The 22,293-nt window shown below is 44.0% G+C and carries 17 protein-coding genes; 7 read left to right on the top strand and 10 right to left on the bottom strand.

Annotated elements, in window-relative coordinates:
• Positions 1-367 precede the first annotated feature (367 nt).
• Positions 368-1,357 (top strand): sugar-binding transcriptional regulator, encoded by a 990-nt coding sequence (locus OCV29_RS21315; RefSeq protein WP_073604568.1) that lies wholly within the window; start codon positions 368-370, stop codon positions 1,355-1,357.
• Between the two features lie 6 nt (positions 1,358-1,363).
• Here the strand turns inward: OCV29_RS21315 and OCV29_RS21310 are convergent, their stop codons facing one another.
• From OCV29_RS21310 to moeA, 3 genes are read right to left on the bottom strand one after another with little or no spacing between them, the layout of a single operon-like run.
• On the bottom strand, positions 1,364-2,194 hold the full coding sequence (locus OCV29_RS21310; protein ID WP_073604493.1) for a sulfurtransferase: 831 nt from the start codon (positions 2,192-2,194) through the stop codon (positions 1,364-1,366).
• Between the two features lie 58 nt (positions 2,195-2,252).
• Positions 2,253-3,035, bottom strand: a complete 783-nt coding sequence (moeB, locus tag OCV29_RS21305; protein WP_073604494.1) for a molybdopterin-synthase adenylyltransferase MoeB — start codon at positions 3,033-3,035, stop codon at positions 2,253-2,255.
• Between the two features lie 30 nt (positions 3,036-3,065).
• Positions 3,066-4,304 carry a molybdopterin molybdotransferase MoeA gene (moeA, locus tag OCV29_RS21300; RefSeq protein ID WP_073604495.1) on the bottom strand — a complete coding sequence of 413 codons (1,239 nt, stop codon included), beginning with the start codon at positions 4,302-4,304 and terminating at the stop codon, positions 3,066-3,068.
• 161 nt (positions 4,305-4,465) lie between these two features.
• Here moeA and folE point away from each other — a divergent pair, with 161 nt between their 5' ends.
• Together folE and OCV29_RS21290 are read left to right on the top strand one after the other, a co-directional pair.
• The gene (gene folE, locus OCV29_RS21295) at positions 4,466-5,122 is read left to right on the top strand and encodes a GTP cyclohydrolase I FolE (protein WP_073604496.1); all 657 of its coding nucleotides are present in this window, start codon (positions 4,466-4,468) and stop codon (positions 5,120-5,122) included.
• 530 nt (positions 5,123-5,652) lie between these two features.
• A complete protein-coding gene (locus OCV29_RS21290) occupies positions 5,653-7,221 on the top strand; it encodes a cellulase family glycosylhydrolase (protein WP_073604498.1) in 1,569 nt (522 codons plus the stop codon).
• 112 nt (positions 7,222-7,333) lie between these two features.
• On the opposite strand, the gene OCV29_RS21285 is transcribed toward OCV29_RS21290, so the two are convergent.
• The 7 genes from OCV29_RS21285 to OCV29_RS21255 all read right to left on the bottom strand — a co-directional run bounded on the left by OCV29_RS21285 (position 7,334) and on the right by OCV29_RS21255 (position 15,623).
• Complete coding sequence (locus OCV29_RS21285; RefSeq protein ID WP_175561558.1) at positions 7,334-8,386, bottom strand: DUF3103 family protein; 1,053 nt, start codon at positions 8,384-8,386, stop codon at positions 7,334-7,336.
• Between the two features lie 404 nt (positions 8,387-8,790).
• Complete coding sequence (locus tag OCV29_RS21280; RefSeq protein WP_175561559.1) at positions 8,791-9,837, bottom strand: DUF3103 family protein; 1,047 nt, start codon at positions 9,835-9,837, stop codon at positions 8,791-8,793.
• Positions 9,838-10,090: 253 nt separating this feature from the next.
• Positions 10,091-10,741: an isoprenoid biosynthesis glyoxalase ElbB gene (elbB, locus tag OCV29_RS21275; protein ID WP_073604501.1), complete on the bottom strand. Its 651-nt coding sequence runs from the start codon at positions 10,739-10,741 to the stop codon at positions 10,091-10,093.
• Between the two features lie 157 nt (positions 10,742-10,898).
• Positions 10,899-12,062, bottom strand: coding sequence for a pectate lyase family protein (locus tag OCV29_RS21270; RefSeq protein ID WP_073604502.1), 1,164 nt, complete (start codon positions 12,060-12,062; stop codon positions 10,899-10,901).
• A 655-nt stretch (positions 12,063-12,717) separates the two neighbouring features.
• Positions 12,718-13,572, bottom strand: a complete 855-nt coding sequence (gene modD / locus OCV29_RS21265; RefSeq protein WP_084193383.1) for a ModD protein — start codon at positions 13,570-13,572, stop codon at positions 12,718-12,720.
• 44 nt (positions 13,573-13,616) lie between these two features.
• Entirely contained in the window at positions 13,617-14,933 is a 1,317-nt protein-coding gene (guaD, locus tag OCV29_RS21260; protein WP_073604504.1) for a guanine deaminase, read from the bottom strand.
• 93 nt (positions 14,934-15,026) lie between these two features.
• A complete protein-coding gene (locus OCV29_RS21255; protein WP_073604505.1) occupies positions 15,027-15,623 on the bottom strand; it encodes a TetR/AcrR family transcriptional regulator in 597 nt (198 codons plus the stop codon).
• Positions 15,624-15,749: 126 nt separating this feature from the next.
• On the opposite strand from OCV29_RS21255, the gene OCV29_RS21250 reads away from it, so the two are divergent.
• The 4 genes from OCV29_RS21250 to OCV29_RS21235 all read left to right on the top strand — a co-directional run bounded on the left by OCV29_RS21250 (position 15,750) and on the right by OCV29_RS21235 (position 22,074).
• Positions 15,750-17,177, top strand: coding sequence for an efflux transporter outer membrane subunit (locus tag OCV29_RS21250; RefSeq protein ID WP_073604506.1), 1,428 nt, complete (start codon positions 15,750-15,752; stop codon positions 17,175-17,177).
• 56 nt (positions 17,178-17,233) lie between these two features.
• Positions 17,234-18,436 carry an HlyD family secretion protein gene (locus tag OCV29_RS21245; RefSeq protein ID WP_073604507.1) on the top strand — a complete coding sequence of 401 codons (1,203 nt, stop codon included), beginning with the start codon at positions 17,234-17,236 and terminating at the stop codon, positions 18,434-18,436.
• Between the two features lie 12 nt (positions 18,437-18,448).
• The gene (locus OCV29_RS21240) at positions 18,449-19,987 is read left to right on the top strand and encodes a DHA2 family efflux MFS transporter permease subunit (RefSeq protein WP_073604508.1); all 1,539 of its coding nucleotides are present in this window, start codon (positions 18,449-18,451) and stop codon (positions 19,985-19,987) included.
• Between the two features lie 377 nt (positions 19,988-20,364).
• Positions 20,365-22,074: a methyl-accepting chemotaxis protein gene (locus tag OCV29_RS21235; protein ID WP_073604509.1), complete on the top strand. Its 1,710-nt coding sequence runs from the start codon at positions 20,365-20,367 to the stop codon at positions 22,072-22,074.
• The last annotated feature ends 219 nt before the right edge of the window (positions 22,075-22,293 follow it).

Below are 22,293 nucleotides of genomic sequence, written 5' to 3'. Positions count from 1 at the left end.
TCTGTCATCCTCTTTTGGATCGGTCAGGCTGTCCGGAGCACCGGTATTTATGTTTTTATCCGGTCTGCTGTGTACTCTGAACATTTGTTCAATATGTGAGTAAATGATAAGTCCATATTTATCTGAACTTTCGGTAATGTCAATCGATAAGAATGAATTATTTTAGGTGATGTCGCTAATTGTATGATTCCTTGTAAACCAATGCCAAAAAACACCAAAGGCGAGTAAAAAATATGCATCTTTCCGGAAGAAACAGGGCAAGAAGGACATTGAACATTTGTTTTGATTGTGAGCAAATGTTTAGTTGTCGCTGCAAATGCTTTATGATGCAACGTCAAGTATTGACGAAAAATTGAATGGGTGCCTGATGAACTCAAAACATATCTCAGTTGAAGATTCTGATTTGCTGACTGAAATTTCGGTCGCTTACTATCAGGATGGGGCGACACAGGAAGAAATCTCCCGAAAGTTTTCTGTCTCACGGGCAAAGGTTGGGCGTATGCTCAAACAGGCCAGGGATGAAGGTATCGTTGAGATTACCGTCAAGTATCACCCGGTGTTTAGTGCCAAAGTTGAACAGCGGTTGATTGACCGTTTCGGTATCCGGCGTGCGTTGATTGCTCTCGATGAACCGAATGAAGAGAAACAACGGGATCAGGTGGCCGGACTGGTGTCCCGCTATTTGTCAGGAAGTTTGAAAAATGGTCAGGTGGTTGCTGTCGGTCAGGGACGGAATGTCTCCGCTGTGGCGCATCATGTGGGAGTGATTCCTGAAAGAGATGTCAAATTTGTTTGTAGTATTGGTGGTATTCACCCGAGAGGCGGGATGTTTAATGCCGATCATATTTGTCGGCAAATGGCGAAAAAATATGGCGGAACATCAGAGACGTTGTATGCACCGGCTTATGCAGAGAACCGTGCTCAGAAACTGGTTTTCATGGAAAATGAAACCGTTAAGCAGACATTGGATCTGGCCCGGAAAGCTGATGTGGCACTGGTGGGTGTTGGTGACATGAGCGAGCACAGTTATATGGTTGATCTGGGGTGGTTTACACCTGAAGAAGTTGTTCAGTCCCGCTTGCAGCAAGGTGTGGTCGGAGATTTTGCCGGTTATGATTTTTTTGATGTTCAGGGAAAGATCGCACAGACAATGATGAGTGACCGGATTATCGGGCTGAGTATTGATGAATTCAGGCCGATTGCTGAAGTCATTGCGATTGCGGCTGAGAACAGTAAGCCACTGGCATTGCTGGGAGCATTAAGGACAGGTGCGGTGGATGTGATTGCAACCAGTGTTTCGAATGCACTGACGGTTCTGAATCTGGATGAGCAGATGTCGGTCGTCAGTGCCCGTTGATTTTGGTTATGCGGTTTCCAGTGGGTGCTGGCTTTGGCCCCATTCGGTCCATGAGCCATCATATACGCTCAGCCTGTCATATCCGCAAATATATGCTGCCAGCAGGATGATGCAGGCCGTGACGCCGGAACCACAACTAAAAATATATTCACTGGCGTGGTCTGACAAGACAGAGGAAACAACAGGTTTCAGTGACTCAGCTGATTTGAAACAGTGTTGATCCATGACCTGAACGAAAGGAAAGTTTGTGGCACCGGGAATATGTCCGCTTCGTAGTCCTTCCCGGGGTTCCGGGATTTGTCCGGCGAAACGTTCAAAGCTGCGCGCGTCAAGTGTCTGGCTGGATTGATCACTGATTTGTTGCAGCACATAGTCCGTATTCACGAAATATGTCTGGTCTAACCGGCCGGAAAAATTTCCGGGTGCTGCTGGCGCTTCATAAGTTTGAGAGAGCGGCATATTCTGTTTTTTCCATTCTGTCAGTCCGCCATTCAGTACATAAACTTCCTGATGTCCCATTGCTTTGAGCATCCACCATGCTCGCGGAGATGCGAATGTGCCACAGTTATCGTAGACGACAATCAGGGAGTCCTGATTGAGCCCGAGTGCTTTGGCCTGTTGGTTGAATCGCACTTCATCAGGCATCATGTGGGGCAGGGGATTATCCGGGTCACAAAACACATGATCGTAATCAAAGCGTCTGGCACCTGCGATAACGTTGGTTGTATCTTTTTCCGGTGCGGCTGGAATCTGGAATTCAATGCTGGCATCCAGAATAACGAGGCGCGGGTCAAACCGGTTTTGATACAGCCATGAGCAGGAAACAATCGGGGACATTTTCAATTTCCTCTTGAATAAGTTGATAATCAGGAATTCGATTCGAATCGTTCTGAATTTATTGCTGAGCACATACCGGGCATGCCGGGTTTTGCGGTAGTTTCATTTCCCGCCAGCTCATTTTAAATGCATCGAACAATAATACTTTTTGCCGGAGTGGCTGCCCGTAATTTGTCAGCACCTTAATGACTTCGAGCGCCTGCATACTGCCGATGATACCAACCACGGGAGAGAGCACGCCATTCTCGGCACAAGTTGGGGCGTGGGCACCAAAGAGATGACTGAAACATTGATAACACGGTTCATCATCATGATAAGTGAAGACACTGAGAAATCCTTCCATCCGGATTGCTGCCCCTGAAATCAGGGGCGTTTGATGGCGGTAGCATTGTTGATTAATTTGATTCCGGGTATCCAGATTATCACTGGCATCAATGACGGCATCATGTCTCTGAATCAGCTCAGATAGTTCCCCGCTGGATAAACGTTGCGCCACTGTCCTGATATCGATATGCGGGTTTAACTGTTGAAGTGAGGCTTTAGCCGATTCAACTTTCAGCCGGCCAATGTCATTGTCAGTATGCAATACCTGACGCTGTAGATTGGATAATTCAACCTGATCGTCATCGACCAGCGTGATTACACCAATTCCGGCACATGCGAGGTATTGGCTGGAAGCACATCCAAGACCGCCGGCACCAATGATCAAAACGCGGCTGCTTTTCAGTGATTCCTGTCCGGAAAAGTCGAAGCCTTTCAGGCTGATGTGTCGGTTATACCGGAGAATCTCTTCATCTGAAAGTTCAGCGATGTCCTGCTCCGGGGTTTTCTGTTTTTTCATGGGTTCCTTTTTCCTTCCGGCAAATCGTGCTCAATAATATAAGCTGGTATCAAAAGGCTGAATCTGAACGGTTTCTCCGGGTTCAACGCTTGCCCGTTCCCGTTCGAGAATGATAAAACAGTTGGCGACACTCATGGCCTTAAAAGCACCTGAACTCTGGTTGCCTGCATTCCCGACACAGACCTGGCCGTCCTCAATCGTATAAATTCCCCGCTGATAATCCGTTCTGCCCGGCGTTTTTTTCAGACGGGACTTTGTGATTGCCGGTAATTGTGGTTCTGCCTGCCACTGGCTCCAGCCGGAAAGTTTGGCCAGCATCGGGCGCACCAGTGCATGCAGGGTATTGACCGCTGAAACCGGATTGCCGGGCAGACCGCAGAATAGTGCATTCTCTAATTGACCAAACGCAAAAGGCTTGCCGGGCTTCATCGCAATTTTCCAGAAATTGATTTCTCCCAGTGATTTGAGAACCAGCTTGGTATAATCCGCTTCTCCAACACTCACGCCACCGGAAGTAATGACAACGTCAGCTTCTGACTGTGCTTGTTGAAAGGTTGCGGTTAACTGCTCAGGATCATCCGGCATGATACCCAAATCAATCGCTTCGCAGCCAAAGCGTTCCAGCATCGGGCGGATTGCGTAACGATTGCTGTCATAGATCTGACCTGCTTTTAAGGGATGTCCCGGCGGACATAATTCATCACCCGTGGAGAAGAAGGCGACTTTGGGTTTTTCAAAGACCCTGACTTCACAGATTCCCAGAGACGCCAGAACCGGTAAGTGGCGCACTGTCAGTTTTGTTCCGGCCGGAAAAATTTCCTGTCCGGCCTGCATGTCGTCTCCCTTTGGACGAATGTTGGCCTGAGGTTTTACCTGAGTGGTCAGAAATCTGATTTTATCGCCAATGACTTCTGTTTTTTCCTGCATGATGACGGCATCGCACGCTTCCGGCACCGGTGCTCCGGTCATAATCCGGATACATGTGCCTGAAGGCCAGTGACCTTCATAGGGTCTTCCGGCATAGGCTTTACCACATAGTGATAGTGTATCCGATATGTCTAAGTCACTGCGCCGGACAGCATAACCATCCATCGCAGAGTTATTAAATGGCGGTACATCACAGGGAGAATAAACAGAGTCGGAAAGAACAAATCCCAGTGCAGCCTGAAGAGGCAAGGTTTGAATGCGGTTGACGGGAGAAACTGAGCTCAGCATGAGCTGAATGGCATCTTCGACAGGAAGCATACCGTTGGTATCACAACACCCCATATCTGAAAATCCTGTTTTAATGTTGATATTTCAGCCGGCACTTTACCATGAATTGCGTTGCACGATAATGCCCGGTCGTAAAATGTGGATGTAATTATGACAAATTGCGAGTATTCTTGTCAGCCATCCGGGAAGGATAGAGGTAACAGAGAGGTAATGTAATGTCAGGTCTGAGCGAGGCAGCGCTGCTCGTTAAAAATGCACTTGAGAGTCGTGGACTTGAAACTCCTATGTGTCCGAATACTGTGGGCCGGAGTGAGAAAAAAGATAAAATTGAATACCATATGCGCGAGATTCTTCATTTACTGGGGCTGGACCTGACGGATGACAGTCTTGAAGAAACACCGCATCGTATCGCCAAAATGTATGTGGATGAGGTGTTTTCCGGGCTGGATTACCATAATTTCCCTAAGATCACTGTGATTGAAAATAAAATGAATGTCAGTGAAATGGTCCGGGTAAAAGATATTACCGTGACCAGTACCTGTGAACATCATTTAGTGACTATTGACGGGAAAGCTGCGGTAGCTTATATCCCACGCGGAAAGATTATCGGGCTGTCCAAAATCAACCGGATTGTTCGTTTTTTTGCTCAACGACCTCAGGTTCAGGAGCGGATGACACAACAAATTCTGGTCGCTTTACAGACTTTACTTGAGTCGGATGATGTTGCGGTGACGATGGATGCCACGCACTATTGTGTTAAATCCCGCGGTGTGATGGATGCAACCAGTGAGACAACAACAACAGCACTGGGTGGCTTGTTCAAAACAAACCCGGCGACTCGTGCTGAGTTTTTACACGGACTTAAAAGTTAAAACAATTTTACGCCACTAAATCATCAGGCCTCTGAATTTATTCAGGGGTCTTTTATTTATATAGTTAATGATTATGCGAATAATGCCAAATGTATATATTCCGCTAATTATAATTTTAGATCATAAAATTCATATGAATTATGTTTAATTTAATTCCATTTTATGCAATTTTTTGCATCGCCGTCAGACTTTGACAATCATAATTTGCATCTCCCAGTGGCTTAATGCGAAATAAATTCAGCAATAAGCGTTTTTCTCCTGTGCACAGATACAGTGCGTCATATTGTTTAACATACTGAATATACTTTGTTTTTTGACAATCAGCTTGTTGAAAAACATGGTGCAATCTGACAGCCTGATTGTTTATCAAAACAATGAAGTGTGTACTTGTATGCAAGAGAATTGCCGGGAGAAAAGGCGCTTATTGTCTGATGATATCTGCAGGGAAAACAGATCGGGATTTGACATTTCCATCTGCACTTCCGGGCGGATGTCCGTTCGTTGGCTAAATTTATATGAAAGGAAAGGTTATGTTCGCGAATAAGATAAAAAGATGTTTGTTTCCGCTTAAGTCCGGCGGGCTTATGCTGGCAGCTGCATTATTTTCATCTCAGGCACTGGCAGTTCAGTGTGATTACACGGTGAAAAGTGATTGGGGAGCCGGATTTGTCAGTGCAGTGACAATTACGAATGACACAGATACAGCGATCAACGGCTGGGATTTGGAGTTATCTTATACAGGTGATACCACAATCACCAGTATCTGGAGTGCTAAATTGTCTGGAACGAACCCATATACGATCAGTGATATGGGCTGGAACGGCACCATTGAGCCAGGTAAATCTGTTGAATTTGGTTTTCAGGGTGATGGGGAAAACTCGGCAGCTGCGATAACCCGCTGTTTGACCGAAGACACCGGCAGTACTGATGATGGTACAACGACAGGTGGAGATGACGGCACGTCGACAGGCGATGACGGGACTTCAACCGGTGGTGATAATGGTGGTACAACGGGCGGTGATGATGGTTCGACAACCGGTGGTGATGATTCAACATCCGGAAAAGCGTCAGATGCTGTTGCTTTGACTGAGCTGATGGGTGTTGGCTGGAATGCGGGTAATACGCTGGATGCCATTGGTGGGGAAACTGCCTGGGGAAATCCAAAACTGACTCAAAAATTATTTGATGCTGTCAAAGCTGCTGGTTTCAAAACAGTCCGTTTACCTGTTGCATGGAGTAAATTTTCTGACGAGTCGACATTCACAATTAAAGATGAATGGATGACGCGTGTGGAAGAGGTTGTTAACTATGCACTGAAAGATGACTTATATGTTCTTCTGAATATTCACTGGGATGGCGGCTGGATGCAGCCAACTTATGAGAAACAAGAGTATGTGAATAATCGTCTGGCAGTGATGTGGAAACAAATTGCAACACACTTTAAAGATTATGATCACCGTTTGCTGTTTGCAGGAACAAATGAAGTGATGGTTGATGGTGACTATAGTACACCGAAAGAAGAGTACTATACGGTTCAGAACAGTTTTAACCAGACTTTTGTTGATACGGTTCGTGCAACTGGCGGTAAAAACGCAGACCGTTTCCTTGTCGTTCAGGGCTTTAATACCAATATCGATCACGCGGTTAATTTTGCGACTATCCCAACAGACACAGTGACTGATCATTTGTTGATGGAAGTTCACTATTATGACCCATATAACTTTACGCTGAACGAAAACAGCAATATCACTCAATGGGGTAAAGACGCAACTGACAGCAGCAAAACAGAAACATGGGCAAATGAATCTTATGTTGATACACAGTTCCAGAAAATGAACGATAAGTTTGTTGCCAAAGGTGTGGGTGTCATTATGGGTGAGTACGGTGCTATCTCCCGTCTCAGTGTCGATGACCATAAAAAATACCGTGTGTACTGGGACAAATACATCACTCAGTCTGCACTTGAGCATCAGATGGTTCCTGTATACTGGGATAACGGTGTGACGGGTGATAAAGGATTTGCAATCTTTGACCGTAATAGTGGCGCACAATTACAGCCTGAAGTCATCCAGGCCATTGTTAACTCAGCAGAAGAGTAAAATGACCTGCTGAAACAATCGATTCAATCCGGCCAGTCATTCACTGGCCGGATTTTTTATACCATAAATAAAAAAGGCGGCTGTGTCAGCCGCCGGTTCGTGATAAAGCGATTTAATTCGCTTCAACGAAGAAAGGTTCCATGCTGATAACCGCATTATTTGATGAACAGTGGAAGTCATTATAAGTTTTGCCACGCTCAAGCGTGTAACAAGCATCGATGAAGTCATCATCGTCGGTAAATACAGAGTCAGGCATTGCAGTAATGACACGGTTGGTAATTTCTGCCACGGCGGCTGAAGGCGCCCAGCCAGCAAGAGAGCCTGCTGCGCCAACTGCAGTCACCAGAACTTTGACAAGCTCTTTATAATTAGTACCTGAGTCATGCTCGTACATCAGCATATCAACAGCGCGATAGTTATATTTTGACCAGTTGATGACAATCTGATTTGGGTAATAGTCTGTTTTACCATAGTCAAGGTAAGGCATTTCAACAGCGATGACTTGTGGTTCGTTGCCTGTCAGAACACCAGTGACCAGGCTGTAAGCTTCAGCAGGGCCTTTGATCCAGTTTTCATGGACATCTTTTGCTCTGACTTTTGTCAGTTTGGTTGAATCAAAACCTGCGGCAGCACTTGCCTGAGTGCTTAACAGAGAGTCCAGTGATGCTTTTTTCTGCAAGCCATTTTTTTGTAACAGTGTATTCAGTTTATTAACACTGTCTTTCATGGCGTAATAGCCGTTGTCATCAACGACAAGCACCGGAACACTGGGTTCCTGATCAACATCCAGTGACACTTTTTCACCACTGAGCGTGTAACCTTCGATGTCAGTCCATGAGTCTTCATCACCTGATGGCGGATAAGCGACAACCAGATCAGACATATCATCACCCAAAGCACGGTCATTAGGCAGATAAAGCCACATTTCAGTGGTTGTCCCGATAGACTGAGTTGAGAGAACGTTTTGAGACGATAAAAATGTGTTTACCAGAACCGGTGTATGTGATCTTTCAATCTGTTGTATTTGCTGATTTAAGTTTGCTGAAGCATGTAACTGAGATGCCAACTGTTCTGCGATAACATCCTTATCGACTGCGAAAGCACTCACGGATGCAAAAGAAGCCGCAGTACATAATGCGACGGATATAGTATTTTTTAATTTCATGATTTCTCCAAATAGTTGAATAATATATGACTCATTGTTCATATATTGCCCAAACCATATCATGATGAATTTTTTTCTGTAAAGCATTTGATGAAAAATAGGAAGAATGCGAAAGATATTAATCTATAAGCATATGGTGTGGCATGTTGATTGGATTTATATTCTGAAATTTTAAATTTTACGTTTTTTTATTCTGCTCAAATGGAGAGGAGATGGTCAGGATTAATGGAATTAATCTCTCACCTATTGTGTAAGCGCTTGCCGGAACGACATTGATTCTGAGAATAATTCATATTTTTTACTACAGGAGGGCAGCATCAACGCCTCTGTGTGATGAGGCGCAGCCTTGTGACTGCGCCTGAATCATGAACTATCTGGATAAGATTATGAAATAAATTTAAAGACTAATTTGCATCGACATAGAATGGTTCCATATCAAATTTTACATTTTGGCTGGCGCAAATTTTATCTTTATAAGTTTTACCTTTTAGCATGGTGTAGCAGGAGTCAGCGAAGTCATCCTGATCGGTGTACCATGAATCAGGCATCGCTGCGATAACACGGTTAGTGATTTCTGCGATTGCACTTGCCGGTGGCCAGCCTGCAAGAGAACCCGCAGCACCCACTGCTGTGACCAGCGCCTGTACGATCTGTTTATAGTTCGTATCGTTATCATGTTCGTAGAACAACATATCGACAGCTGCATAATCGTAGATAGACCAGTTAATGAAGATTTGATCCGGATAATAAGTGGTTTCATTGTAATCGAGATAGGGCATTTCTACGGCAACAATCTGCGGGTCATTCTTTGACAAAACACCGGTGACCAGGGCATACATTTCAGCTGCGCCTTTGAGCCAGCTCTCTTTTGTGTCAGCAAATTTTATTTTGGTGATTTTAGATGACTCAAATCCGGTTGCGGCTGCTGTTGTGACGGAAGGTAATGGCATGTCTTTCTGTAAACCACTTTTCTTCAGCATTTTGTTCAGGTGATTGACCTTATCTTTCATTGCGTAATAGCCATGATCATCAATCACAACCACAGGTATATCCGGTGCATGATTGACATCCAGCTGAACTTTATCGCCATCGAGCGCATAGCCTTCTGCTTCTGTCCAGCTTTTTTCATCACCGGCAGGTGGATAAGAAACAACTAAATCAGATAAGTCATCACTTAAAGCCCGGTCTTTTGGTAAATACAACCACATTTCTGTGTTTTCACCAATATCATCTGCAGAGAGTTTGTGTTCAGAATTTAAGAAGGCATTGACAAGAACAGGCGTATGAGATCGCTCAATATTTTGAATATCGTTATTTAAATTGGCTGATTCTTGTAACTGAGACGCGATCTGTTCAGCAATCGCAGACTTATCTATCGCAAAAGCCTGAAGAGATGTGAGCGCAGCGGCTGTACAAAGTGCTGTAGATAGCATACTGTTTAATTTCAACATAATATCTCCAAATATCAATTGTTGAATGAGGGTATAGCCAACATATAAAACGAGTTTCATATGTTGGTGTAGGATTGAAATTAGTTGAATATATTCTGGATGTAAAGCTTGGGATGAATCAGACATTTCAGGTCGTTATGTAAATAATAATTTACATATAACCCAAAAACCTCAGGATGTGGCAAAATTTAACCCCGGTTCAGGTTGTTCCGGGGTCAGATGAGAAATGAAAAAATATCAGAGAAAAAAAGGGTCAGGCAATAGAGATTAACTTCCTGATCAGTTTGTCGATTCCTTCGGCAGCTTCGGAAATATTACCTGCCAGCATGTAAGCTGGTGTGGACAACACGTGGTAACGCTCGTCGTAGACAATATCATCGACATCACAGTCAATATGCTCACCGCCCATTTGATTAAATGCAGCAGCGGTGTCTGTGTCATGCCCTATCGTTCCTTTCACACCTTTCTCATAAATCATCGGAATGATGGTTGGGGCTATACATAAATAACCTGCTGGTTTCCCGGCATGAGCAAAGGCCCGGCAAGCCGATGCGACGTGTGTATTGATACTGCACTGAGCACCGTTTACGGCAAAGTCAGTTAAATTTTTTGCTGCACCAAATCCGCCGGGAACCAGTAAAGCGTCATATTTTTCAGGATTCAAAGTCGCCAGATCTTCGATCTCTCCTCTGGCAATCCGTGCGGCTTCGGTGAGTACGTTTCTTGTTTCTTCTGTGACCTCTCCGGTTCTGTGGTCGATGACATGAAGCTGATCAATATCCGGTGCAAAGCAGTGCCAACTGCCACCATGACGTTCTACTGAAAGCAGGGAGAGAATACTTTCGTGAATTTCAGCGCCATCAAATACGCCACATCCACTTAAAATAACAGCGACTCTTTTCATTGTTTATTCCTTTTTTTAGCAGGGTCATATCTGGGAAGTTTAGCATGATCCGGGAAAGGAGAATAAAAAAGATAAACCTGGCGGGGAAGAAATACGGAAAAAATATTCCGGAGCAGGGAATCCCCGGAATATTTGTCTTGATGACCGATGAGCCGGATTACAGAGATAAATGCCCTGCGCCAGCGTGTGCAGTCAGATATTTATCCATGCTTTTCGCATAATGAAGTGTATAGCTGTAAGGAACACTCCATGTTACGTTGCTTGAAGGACCGCATTTGGACAGACTGACTGTTTTACCGTTATACAGTGAATTTGAGTCAACCAATGTGCTGTTTTTCTTCTTCACATCAACGAATTTACAAATATCTTTTAGATTATTGATATGGTAGTCGTTGTTTTCTGAACGAATTGAACCTTTCTGGCCAAGTCCGTATCCGGCTTTAAAAGCGTAAACACTTGCTTTGGCATCACCTTTGAATACGTTATTGAATGAGTGAATTTTACCGAATCTGACCCGTGGTGTACGCTGTTCAATTTTGTGGAAGATATTATCTGCCAGTGTCACACGCAGGTGGCCTGCATCTTCTTTACTGTTACTTGCACTGTGACCGATCAACATTGTTTTGTCGTGGTTTTTAAATACAGAGTAGGAAACTGTTACGAAGTCACTACCGTGTTTGATGTCCAGCTCACCATCATGCTGAACATATTTCCAGCCATCTTTGGTTTTATATTGATTGTCAGTAAATGAACCATCATCAAACGTCATATGGTCAACCCAGACATTCGTTGATTTGATAATGTTCATACCATCCCATTCTGCATTCCAGCCATCACCTTTTTCAAAATGAGGTGCAACATCAACAGGAGATTCAACATACAGGTTACGGACAATGACATTTTTTGCATTTTTAATGATCAAAGAACCTTTTTTGAAACCTGAATTGCTGGTGATACCGATGACTGTTGTATTTGATGGAATCTGTAACTGAGAACGTTTTTTCTGATCATTAAAGCTGGAGTAAGCTTTACCGCCACTTACATCGATGATGCCTTTAACCTGAATAATACGTGGCTGACCTTTATTGGCTTTTAATGCAGCCTTAAACTGACTGATATTTTTTACAGTAAAGATATTTTTACTGCTGGCCTTCGCACCGCCGGTGGTGCCTCCGTTTTGTGTTGCAAAGCCGATATCTGCACGTTCAAGTGCTGCATTTGTTGCAACAGAGCCTGCCAGTGCAGGTGTAGCAACAACACCAGCCAGTACAGCGCTGATGGCTAATCCCAGAGATGATTTATAGATTGTTTTTAATTTCATTTTTTTATTTCTCTATGATGTATTTTACAGACACGTATATCCTGCTGTTGATGAAGTCATGACCTCAGTGATTGGGGGGATATACTACTTATAGTTAAATATTTCTGGTAAATTGAATAATAGAAACAATTTACATCCTTACTACTTATACTTTTATCACACAGGTTTTGTTAAATACGTCTATCTCATTTGATGTGATTATTATTTATGTTTAAACTTAACATAAATTGAAATATCGTTTCAAAACCATGGTCATAATTTATATTGCATTAATTTACATGTCCAGAGAAATAATTATCGAATGTTTTTCGAATAAATAATGCCTGATTATTAATTATATTTTTATTTTTAGTGACTCATTGAATGGGTGATATATATCAATAAATATGAGTTATGAATGACGTTCATTTTGTTTTTGGTAAACATAAGTTTCATTTTTAAGTGCATTCTAATGCATATTTTTGTGGAAAGTATATAGGATATTAATTATTAATACTAATGATTTGAAATGTTTTTATATAGATTGTAAATGGTGTTAATTTTGTTTTATAGGGAAATGATATACCTCTTTGAATAGAATATAAGCACAATTAATCATGTTGATATATAGAGCTTATATTCTAATATGAGAGATTGTTTAAATAAATTAAATTAATTATTTCAATAATTTTATTTCAGCTTTAATATCTGCTGGCTTTCCATGATATGGAAATGAGGTATTGATCACATCAGCTCCGGTTTTTGTATAATCTTCAATATTTTCAATATTAATGTTACCGGTTGCAATCACAATTATATTCTTGTTGATGTGTTTTGCTTTCTCTATAAATGTTGCTGTGGATTGAATATCAAATTTATCCAGCTGAACAAAATCGATACCTGCATGAACAAGTTGAATTCCTGCTTCAAAAGAATGCGCTTCGGCACCAATTTTTTTCTCAATCATTCTGGTCTTAATTTCGGGTAAACGTTCGATAAAGGTATCGAGCCCACCCATCATCGTCATGTGTTCTCCAAAAACCAGTACAGTCTCTGAAAGCCCTAATCTGTGTGGAATTGCGCCACCACATATAATGGACTTAATTGCCATTTTTTTAGTGCCGGGGATATTTTTCCGGGTTGTAGCGATGGTCACCTTCGGATTTATTTTCCGGGCCATTGTGACCATATGATGCGTTCTTGTGGCAACGCCTGAAAAATATTCCAGTGTTTTACTGCATGTCCGCCATGCGATCTGAATCGCTGAAGACATACCTTGTGCCTGAATAAAAGACTCTCCCGGTTGGATGAGAGTACCTGATGGCTTAAAGCTGGTTACAGTCAGATTGAGCTTCTTCAGAATCGTGACAACTTCTTCAACGGCGCTGATCATCGTCAGGTGTCTGGCCTGAAAAGTGATGGATGCAGGCTCATCTTTGAGTGACAGTGCTAAAGATGTTAAATCTATCGTGGAGATATCTTCTTCCAGTATTTTCTCTACTTCGGTATCAGAGATATAAAAATTCATCATATTTCCTCATCATATTTGTGATTTTCAGCGATGGAGGACATCAGTTATTCGCGGGTATAAATACATTGACCATGAACATAAGTGCGGCGAATGACGCGATCATCTCCGAGAATCATAAGTGCGAACAGTTTTTCTGTAAGAGATTTCGCTTGTTTTGTGCGCTGTGAAAGCATTGGCAGAGCGGAGAAATCCAGCTCAACAAAGTCAGCCTCGGTTCCGGGGTTCAGGTTGCCGATCTTATCAGACAGACGCATGGTATCGGCAGCTCCCTGCGTACATAAATAAAGTGCTTCAAGAGGATTCAGATTCTGCTTTTGCAGTTGCAAAATCTTGTAAGCTTCAGCCTGATTGGTCAACAGACTCAGGCTTGTCCCTGCGCCAACATCACTGGCAATTGCGACCGGGATATTTTTATCTTTGACATCGAAGTAGGGGAACAGTCCGCTGCCTATGAATAAATTCGATGTCGGGCAAAAAATAATTCCGGCCTGTTCCCGTTTTAAAACCTGATATTCACGGGATTCAAGGTGAATACAATGACCAAATAAAGCTCTTTCCCGGACCAAATCGTATTTTTCATACACTCCCAGATAATCGGGAGACTCCGGATATAATGACTTGACCCATTCAATTTCCTGAATGTTTTCACTGAGGTGAGTCTGGATAAATGTATCCGGGTGCTGTTTGGCTAATTGTCCGGCTTTTTTCAACTGTTCTGGCGAGCTGGTCGGGGCAAACCGAGGTGTAATGGCATATAAAGATCGCCCTTGCTTATGCCATTGTTCAATGAGTTGTCTGGTCTGAGCATAACCTGATTCGGCAGTGTCTTTGAGATTATCAGGGCAGTTGCGATCCATCATGACTTTACCGCAAATCATTCTGGCCTGACAGGCCTCGGCGGCACTGAAAAATGCATTCACTGATTCGGGATGAACGGTTGCAAATACACTGGCTGTTGTCGTGCCATGTGCGAATAGCTGCTCAATAAACTGCTTTGCCTGCTTCGCCGCGTATTCACTGTTGCAGAATTTTGCTTCTGCCGGAAATGTATATTCATTCAGCCAGTCCAGTAATTGTGTACCATAGCTGGCGATCATTTCCATTTGAGGGTAGTGAACATGGCTGTCAATCATACCGGGAATCAGTAACCCTTTATGGTGAATCATTCCGGGTAAAACATGAGAAAGTTCTTGTTCTGAAAGGCTGTTCAGGAACGTTTGTGCATCGGCTAAGGCCGTGATCAAGCCATTTTCAGTGATTAAAATACCATCTTGCAGGTATTCATGGTTTTGTTCAGGATTAGAAGTAGTTGCGGGGAAATGTAATATTTCACCGCGATGTATCGATTGTGTCATAGTCATGTCATTGCAGCAGATCGGATGTCATCCGCAGTTTTAAAGGTTTGAAATAATAACAGAATGGTGTTCAGGGCGTTACCTGAATATCAACAGACCCTATGTATATAAACGGATAAAACTGTTGATGGCGCGGTTAACGACCTGTTCGATTTTCTCATCATCAGGTTTATCAATGACCCCGAATTCGTAGGGTTCTACTAATTCTGCATCAAGTAACGCTTTTAGCTGTGCTGTAGCAATTTCTGTATTACATGGGATCAGGTTGCCACTTTCAACTTGTGAAGCAATGAATCGTTCAACAGTTCTCCAGCCTTTTTTAGGCCCGTTTTCATAAAAGAAACACCCGATATCAGAACGTTCTGACTCTGACAGAGCGAGTTTACGAATAGCCGTAACTTCCGGGTTCAGAATAGATTTCAGATAGATAACCCCCATTTCACTCAGGGTTACTTCCAGCCCCTCTTTTTCTGATAAGCCATGAAATGCTTTGACGAGTTGATCCGAAATTGAAGCGCGCATGACTGCCAGAAATATTGCTTCCTTTGAATTGAAATAATTGTAAAGCGTCGCTTTTGAACCACCGAGCTTTTTCGCAATTGCAGACATGGATGTTTGTTCGAATCCCTGTTTGATAAATGCTTCTTTTGCAATATCCAGAATAGCCTGACGGCGTGCTTCGCTTTTTACCCGCATGAAATGAACTCCAACTGAAAAACCGCAAAGAGTTTCGCTTGACTTTGTCCTCCTGTCAAGAGTATAACTGTACGGTACAGTTTAGTTATAACTTTTTATATACAACAGATGTAATGAAGGCAATGCATGATGAGTAAGCCAGTTTTCCGGTCAGGTCTGACACTAATAGCAAGTACACTCTTGCTCAGCGGCTGTATGACGCCGCCGGATGAAACCCTGACATCCGTCAAGTCAGCAGATGAGGCAGGGTATACAAAAACATTTCAGGAAATTTCAGCCATTGACTGGCCGGATGATCATTGGTGGACGCGTTATCAGGATCACCAGTTAACTCAGTTGATTGAAACAGCGCTTTCAGATTCTCCGACAATGCAGGTCGCCAGAGCCCGGCTGAGAAATTATGAGGGGATTGCACAGCAGACTGGTGCACTGAGAAAAATTCAGGCAGGTTTGTCCGCAAATGCTTCTCAGACCAAAGTCAGCTATCGCTACCAGTCTTATGCGCCGCCTGCAAACTGGAATGACTATGGATCTTTGACACTGAATTTTTCTTACGATCTTGATTTCTGGGGAAAAAATAAAGCGTCTGTTGCCGCTGCCGTTTCTGAGCTGGCTGCTGCAAAAGCAGAGCAGGCTGCGACACGCCTGATGCTATCGACATCGATTGCTCAGGCTTATGCTGAACTGGCGAGATTATATGCTAATGAAGATACTGTTGCTGCTGCGGTCCATGTCAGACGTCAAACGGCGGAGTTATTGACTAAACGTTACCGGAATGGCCTGGAAACCAAAGGTGCTGTCAGTCAGGCAAAATCTGCTGTTGCCAGTGTTGAAGCTGAATTACTGAGTCTCAAAGAATCCGTTCAGCTACAGAAAAATGCCATTGCAGCCCTGGTTGGCGATGGTCCGGATAAAGCTTTATCTGTCACACGGCCTGATGTGCATTTATCCCGGACATTTGGACTTCCCGGTGATCTGGGCGTTGGACTTTTGGGGCATCGGCCTGATGTCTCTGCAGCACGCTGGCGTGCAGAAGCAGCAGCCCAGAGAATCGGGGTTGCACGCGCGCAGTTCTACCCGGATGTCAGTCTTTCTGCCTTTATCGGTTACCAGGCTTTTGGGCTGGATAACCTTTTCCGGACCGGCAATGATGCCGGCAGTATCGGCCCGGCTATTTATTTACCCATTTTTTCCGGTGGCCGGCTGGAAGGTCAGCTGACTTCAGCTGAAGCCAACTATGAAACGGCCGTTGGTCAGTACAATGACACGTTGATTCAGGCATTACATGATGTTGCAGATGTTGTTACAAGTACAAAAGCACTTGATTCTCAAATAGAAAAATCCCGTCAGGCTGTTGAAGCTGCAAGAGAGGCACATCAGATCGCCAGTAACCGCTATCAAGGTGGGCTGGCCACTTATCTGGATGTATTAAGTGCTGAAAATGCATTGATTAATAGTGAGAGAGCATTAGTGAATGTCCGGGCAAGAGCATTCACATTGGATCTGACACTGATTCATGCGCTGGGAGGTGGATATCAGGCAGACAAGAGTTAAAACGCTGAATGATGTCATACCCACACTATTAGTTTTACGATGAAAGGATTAAATAAATGAGTCATACCAACGAAACAGAACAACATGATCAAAAAGAATTTGATCAGAATAAAGCCAGCAAATCCCGTAAGAAGGGCTTTATCGGACTGGCTGCGGCAATTGTAATCGCAGCTGCGGGATACGGTAGTTATTGGTACCTGATTGGTTCCCGTTATGTATCAACGGATAATGCTTATGCCTCGGTTGAAATTGCATCGGTTACTCCAGCTGTAGGCGGTATTGTTTCCAAAGTGAATGTTGTTGATACCCAATACGTGAAAAAAGGAGAGGTTCTGGTTGTCATTGATGATACCGATGCCCGTCTTGCGCTGCAGCAGGCAAAAGCTGATTTTGCCTTAGCACAGCGCCGGGTCAGAAGTTACCTTGCCAATGATGAAGGATTGACAGCACTGGTCAATGCCCGATCGGAAGATGAGAAAAGATCCCGGGCTCAGCTGGCTTCCGCTCAGGCCAGTTTTGAGCAGGCGAAAATTGATTTGCGACGCCGGGAAGATTTGGTCCGTTCCGGATCGGTGTCCGGAGAAGAACTGACAAATGCGAAAACCGCATATACGCAGGCTGAAGCTCAGTTAAATGCAGCAAAAGCTGCCGTCAATCAATCCGTTGCAAACCGGCTGTCAACCATTGGAAATCAAAAGGCTAATCACGCGCTGATTGATAACACGACGGTTGATACCAACCCGGAAGTATTATTGGCGAAAGCCCGTTATGAACAGGCAAAAGTCAACCTGCAAAGAACGGTTATTCGTGCGCCGGTCAGTGGTGTTATTGCGAAGCGACAGGTTCAGATTGGACGGCGGATTCAGACCGGTGAGCCTTTGATGACGATTGTGCCACTCAGCCGGATGCACGTTGATGCTAATTTTAAAGAGGTTCAGCTAGCGCATGTAGAAGTCGGGCAGATGGTCGAAGTGAAGTCAGATTTTTATGGTGACAGTGTCACATATCATGGTGTAATTACCGGACTGTCGGGTGGTACAGGGTCCGCATTTTCTATGATTCCGGCACAAAATGCGACCGGTAACTGGATTAAAGTCGTTCAGCGATTGCCTGTAAGAATTGAATTAGATCCAAAAGAGCTGGCTGCGTATCCGCTTCAGGTCGGATTATCGATGGAAGTGACGATAGATACACAATCTCATGTGACCAGGGAAATACTGGCTCAATACAGAACCGCAGCGGTGAGCGAACAGGGCTAAAGGTGATATGAAATGAGTTTATCTGATGAACAGATACAACCTCAGCCATTAACCGGATTTGCTCTCTTTCTGGGGGTTATTTGTCTGGCCATGGCAAACTTTCTGGCAATACTGGATACAACAATTGCGAACGTTTCTATTTCCAGTATCGCCGGTAGTCTGGGGACTTCAACCAGTCAGGGAACCTACGTCATTACATCTTACGCAGTTGCTGAAGCGATATCGGTACCGTTAACCGGGTGGTTATCTTCCCGGTTTGGTTCAGTCAGAGTGTTTGTCACCTGTTTCCTGTTATTTGGTGTATTTTCATTATTATGTGGTCTGGCAAACAGCATGACGACACTGGTGTTATTCCGGGTATTACTGGGTTTCTCCGGTGGTCCGCTGATGCCGCTGTCACAGACTCTGATGATTCGTATTTTTCCTAAAAATAAAAGTCACGCTGCGATTGGGATCTGGAGTATGACGACTCTGGTCGCACCCATCATGGGACCGATTATTGGTGGTATCTTGTGTGACCAGTATAGTTGGCCATATATTTTCTTCTGCAAAGTGCCTTTTGCACTGGTTGCTGCTTATGCTTGCTGGCACCTCCTGCGCAAATTTGAAACCAAAGCTGAGAAATCGGGCATCGATATTGTTGGATTGATCATGCTGGTTGTCTGGGTGGCTGCATTGCAGATTATGCTGGACGAGGGGAAAGATCATGACTGGTTTGAATCAAACAGAATTGTTGTACTTGGGATTATAGCCGCGATTGGATTTGTCTCTTTTCTTATCTGGGAGCTGACTGCGCGGAATCCGGTGGTCGATCTCCGGGTTTTTCGTCACAGAGGTTTCTCTATGTCGATGATGACTCTGTCGCTTGGATTTGGTGCTTTTTTTGCAATTTCGGTCATTACGCCGCTGTGGCTACAGATATATATGGGATATACCGCAACGATATCCGGTTATGCGACCGCATCTATGGGTATTTTGGCTTTTTTCCTTGCACCGGTGATCGCGGAGATGTCCAGTAAATTTGACCCGAGACCTTTTGTTTTTGTAGGCGTTTTATGGCTGGGAATATGGACGTTTATCCGGAGTTACGCCAATCTGGATATGACGTTCTTTCAGGTGAGCTGGCCGATATTTTTCCAGGGCATTGGGATGCCGCTGTTTTTCGTTCCGCTGACAGCGATTGCGTTGGGATGTGTCAGAGAAAGTGAGATAAATTCTGCGGCCGGGCTGATGAATTTTATCCGGACGCTGTCAGGTGCCTTTGCCACATCGATGGTCAATACCTCATGGGAAAGAGAGACCCGTTATGTACATTCTGAACTGGCGGGGCTGACCGATCAGCATGGTGTTGCCACCCATGTCATGCAGTCGGGAGGCATGTCGCTGGGGCAGGTAAGAAGCTCCATCGACTGGCTGGTTCAGAAGCAAAGTGTCATGGTTGCGACCAATCAGCTGTTTATGCTAATCGCTGCTATTTTTATTGTGGCAGCATGTATTATCTGGCTGGCTCCGAAACCCAAACATGCGGTTGATTCTTCTGCAGCACATTAAATCTGACAGATCGGCTGAAAAAATTGTACTTTTCAGATGATTAAAACCCATCCAATGCATTGGATGGGTTTTTTCTTTTGCCTGCTCATATCCTTACTTTCTGTACGTTATTTCAATGGTTTTTTCGATAAAAAACAACCAACTGCATATGTTAACTTAATATAAATTTAATTTTGATAAAGTTAACTATTGATATGACTATTAAATTAGGTATTGTTAGTTTGCTCTGCATTAGAAATATTCAAGCAGTATGAAGCAGGGACTATACACTTAACTTATGTGAGATAGAGTTTATATCCGATCAATTCATCATAAAATCTATATTGTGATTCGGATATGGCGTTGCACTTTTACATTTAGTTGGTCAGGAGCTCACTATGCAATGGGTTAAAAATCGTTCGGTTACAACCAAAATGGTATTTCTTGTCAGTGTTATGCTATTGCTTACGTTGATCCTTTCTGTATTCGGATTAACGAAGATGAATAAAATTTCTGATGAAATCAAGGAGGTCGCTCATCAGCACATTCCTCTGATTCAGCTCATCAGTGACGTGACTGTCAAACAGCTTCAAAGCACTTTAATTGTTGAAAAGGCACTACGCGCCTCAGATTTTGCCAAAACGGTAGAGCAATCTGAAGTGCATCAACTCAAGCAGGTGTTCCATCAGCTATCCCGTGGTTTTGATCAGGAAATTCTGGAAGCGAAACAGTTGTTAGACTCTTCTACGTCTCATTCTGTGATGGAGAATATCCGGGAACAGGAAAAAAGGCTTTCAGCCCAGCTGATGACGATCATGCAGCTTCATCAGCATTATGAAAAATCTGCCGGAGAAATTCTTGATGCGATTCTTGCGGATGAAACCGGGGAAACTTTGACTTTAAAAGCGACTGAGCTGGAAAGACAGCAGGACGATCATAATCAGTTGCTGGCAACGTTTCTCAAACAGGTGGAAAATATGACTCAATCTGCGGTCAATACCACCGAGCAGGAAGAGCAGCACGCGATTTTCGGGATGATTTTACTGATGATAATTGCGCTGGTTGTCGGGATATTTATCGGGCTCTGGATTAGCCGGCAAATCGTCAAATCTTTGAGTCATGCCTGCCATATCGCAGAAGAAATGGCTCAGGGGCATTTTGATGTTGATATCCGTATCGAAGGACGTGATGAAGTCGGCCGGGTATTACAGTCAATGAAGCTGATGTCGGAATCTCTGGGTCAGGTTGTTTCGAAAGTCATGAGAAGTGCAGATGCGATTGGTGGGGCAGTCACTGAGTTATCTGTGGTGGCGGCAAGAAACAGCGAATCTGTTGAAGAACAACAGCAAAATACAGAACAGGTTGCAACCGCGATGACCGAAATGGCTGCAACGATTACCCAGATTGCAGCCAGTGCCGAAGGCGCGTCAGAAACGTCTCATCGTGCTGACAAAAGTCTGCAGAGTGGGTGCCGGACGATGTCGCAGACCGAATCTCTTTCCGGATCACTGGTTGAGAGTGTGAAAACATCAAGTTTTCTGATTACGGATCTGCAAAAGAGTACAGAACAGATTCAGGATTTTGTTTCCGTCGTGAATGGCATTGCCGAGCAGACAAATCTACTCGCTTTAAATGCGTCGATTGAAGCTGCAAGAGCCGGAGAACAAGGCAGAGGCTTTGCTGTCGTTGCTGATGAGGTCAGGGCATTGGCATCACGAAGTCAGGAAGCGACACAGGAAATAGACGCCTTAATTGAGTCTCTGGTTTCGAATGCCGGAGATGCTGTCAGTTCTATCGGACAAAGTGGTGATAAGGTATCTGAAACATCGGGTTTGATTCTTTCAGCCAAGGAACAAATGGACGTGATTGCGCAAGCTTTAACCGAATTAAGCGATGGTAATACACAGGTTGCGGCAGCCTGTGAAGAACAATCGGTTGCGGCAGAACAAATCAGTCAGAATATGGTCCATATCAGGGATGTGGGTCACTCGGTCCTGATGAGTGTCGATGAAACGAAAAGAGCCAGTGAAGATCTATCCATACAAGCTGATGATTTACGGGTTCTGATGTCCAGATTCAGAGTGAAACAGGCGACAAACCCTCATTGACAAAAGGTGAATATCATTGACAAGGGGTGAATACGGGCCGGTTATCCGGTGCTTGTGGTGATGGCCTGATTTCAGCCTGCTCTCGTTCAGAATCTATACTCGTTTGCAAATGTCAGACGAGGCAGTGAACGCTGTCTCGTTGCAGAACTCCCTCTTTCTTGTCAGCTCTTTATTATGTAACCTATTGTATTGTCGTTGAAACAGGCGCATGATGTTCGG

Source organism: Vibrio aerogenes, from assembly GCF_024346755.1.
GTDB lineage: Bacteria > Pseudomonadota > Gammaproteobacteria > Enterobacterales > Vibrionaceae > Vibrio > Vibrio aerogenes.
This window is presented reverse-complemented; position numbering and strand designations above follow the sequence as displayed.

Bases quoted from the DNA above. Each gene is read 5' to 3' on its own strand.
- OCV29_RS21315 (WP_073604568.1), top strand. From the start codon at position 368: ATGAACTCAAAACATATCTCAGTTGAAGATTCTGATTTGCTGACTGAA.
- OCV29_RS21310 (WP_073604493.1), bottom strand. From the start codon at position 2,194: ATGTCCCCGATTGTTTCCTGCTCATGGCTGTATCAAAACCGGTTTGAC.
- moeB (WP_073604494.1), bottom strand. From the start codon at position 3,035: ATGAAAAAACAGAAAACCCCGGAGCAGGACATCGCTGAACTTTCAGAT.
- moeA (WP_073604495.1), bottom strand. From the start codon at position 4,304: ATGGGGTGTTGTGATACCAACGGTATGCTTCCTGTCGAAGATGCCATT.
- folE (WP_073604496.1), top strand. From the start codon at position 4,466: ATGTCAGGTCTGAGCGAGGCAGCGCTGCTCGTTAAAAATGCACTTGAG.
- OCV29_RS21290 (WP_073604498.1), top strand. From the start codon at position 5,653: ATGTTCGCGAATAAGATAAAAAGATGTTTGTTTCCGCTTAAGTCCGGC.
- OCV29_RS21285 (WP_175561558.1), bottom strand. From the start codon at position 8,386: ATGAAATTAAAAAATACTATATCCGTCGCATTATGTACTGCGGCTTCT.
- OCV29_RS21280 (WP_175561559.1), bottom strand. From the start codon at position 9,837: ATGTTGAAATTAAACAGTATGCTATCTACAGCACTTTGTACAGCCGCT.
- elbB (WP_073604501.1), bottom strand. From the start codon at position 10,741: ATGAAAAGAGTCGCTGTTATTTTAAGTGGATGTGGCGTATTTGATGGC.
- OCV29_RS21270 (WP_073604502.1), bottom strand. From the start codon at position 12,062: ATGAAATTAAAAACAATCTATAAATCATCTCTGGGATTAGCCATCAGC.
- modD (WP_084193383.1), bottom strand. From the start codon at position 13,572: ATGATGAATTTTTATATCTCTGATACCGAAGTAGAGAAAATACTGGAA.
- guaD (WP_073604504.1), bottom strand. From the start codon at position 14,933: ATGACTATGACACAATCGATACATCGCGGTGAAATATTACATTTCCCC.
- OCV29_RS21255 (WP_073604505.1), bottom strand. From the start codon at position 15,623: ATGCGGGTAAAAAGCGAAGCACGCCGTCAGGCTATTCTGGATATTGCA.
- OCV29_RS21250 (WP_073604506.1), top strand. From the start codon at position 15,750: ATGATGAGTAAGCCAGTTTTCCGGTCAGGTCTGACACTAATAGCAAGT.
- OCV29_RS21245 (WP_073604507.1), top strand. From the start codon at position 17,234: ATGAGTCATACCAACGAAACAGAACAACATGATCAAAAAGAATTTGAT.
- OCV29_RS21240 (WP_073604508.1), top strand. From the start codon at position 18,449: ATGAGTTTATCTGATGAACAGATACAACCTCAGCCATTAACCGGATTT.
- OCV29_RS21235 (WP_073604509.1), top strand. From the start codon at position 20,365: ATGCAATGGGTTAAAAATCGTTCGGTTACAACCAAAATGGTATTTCTT.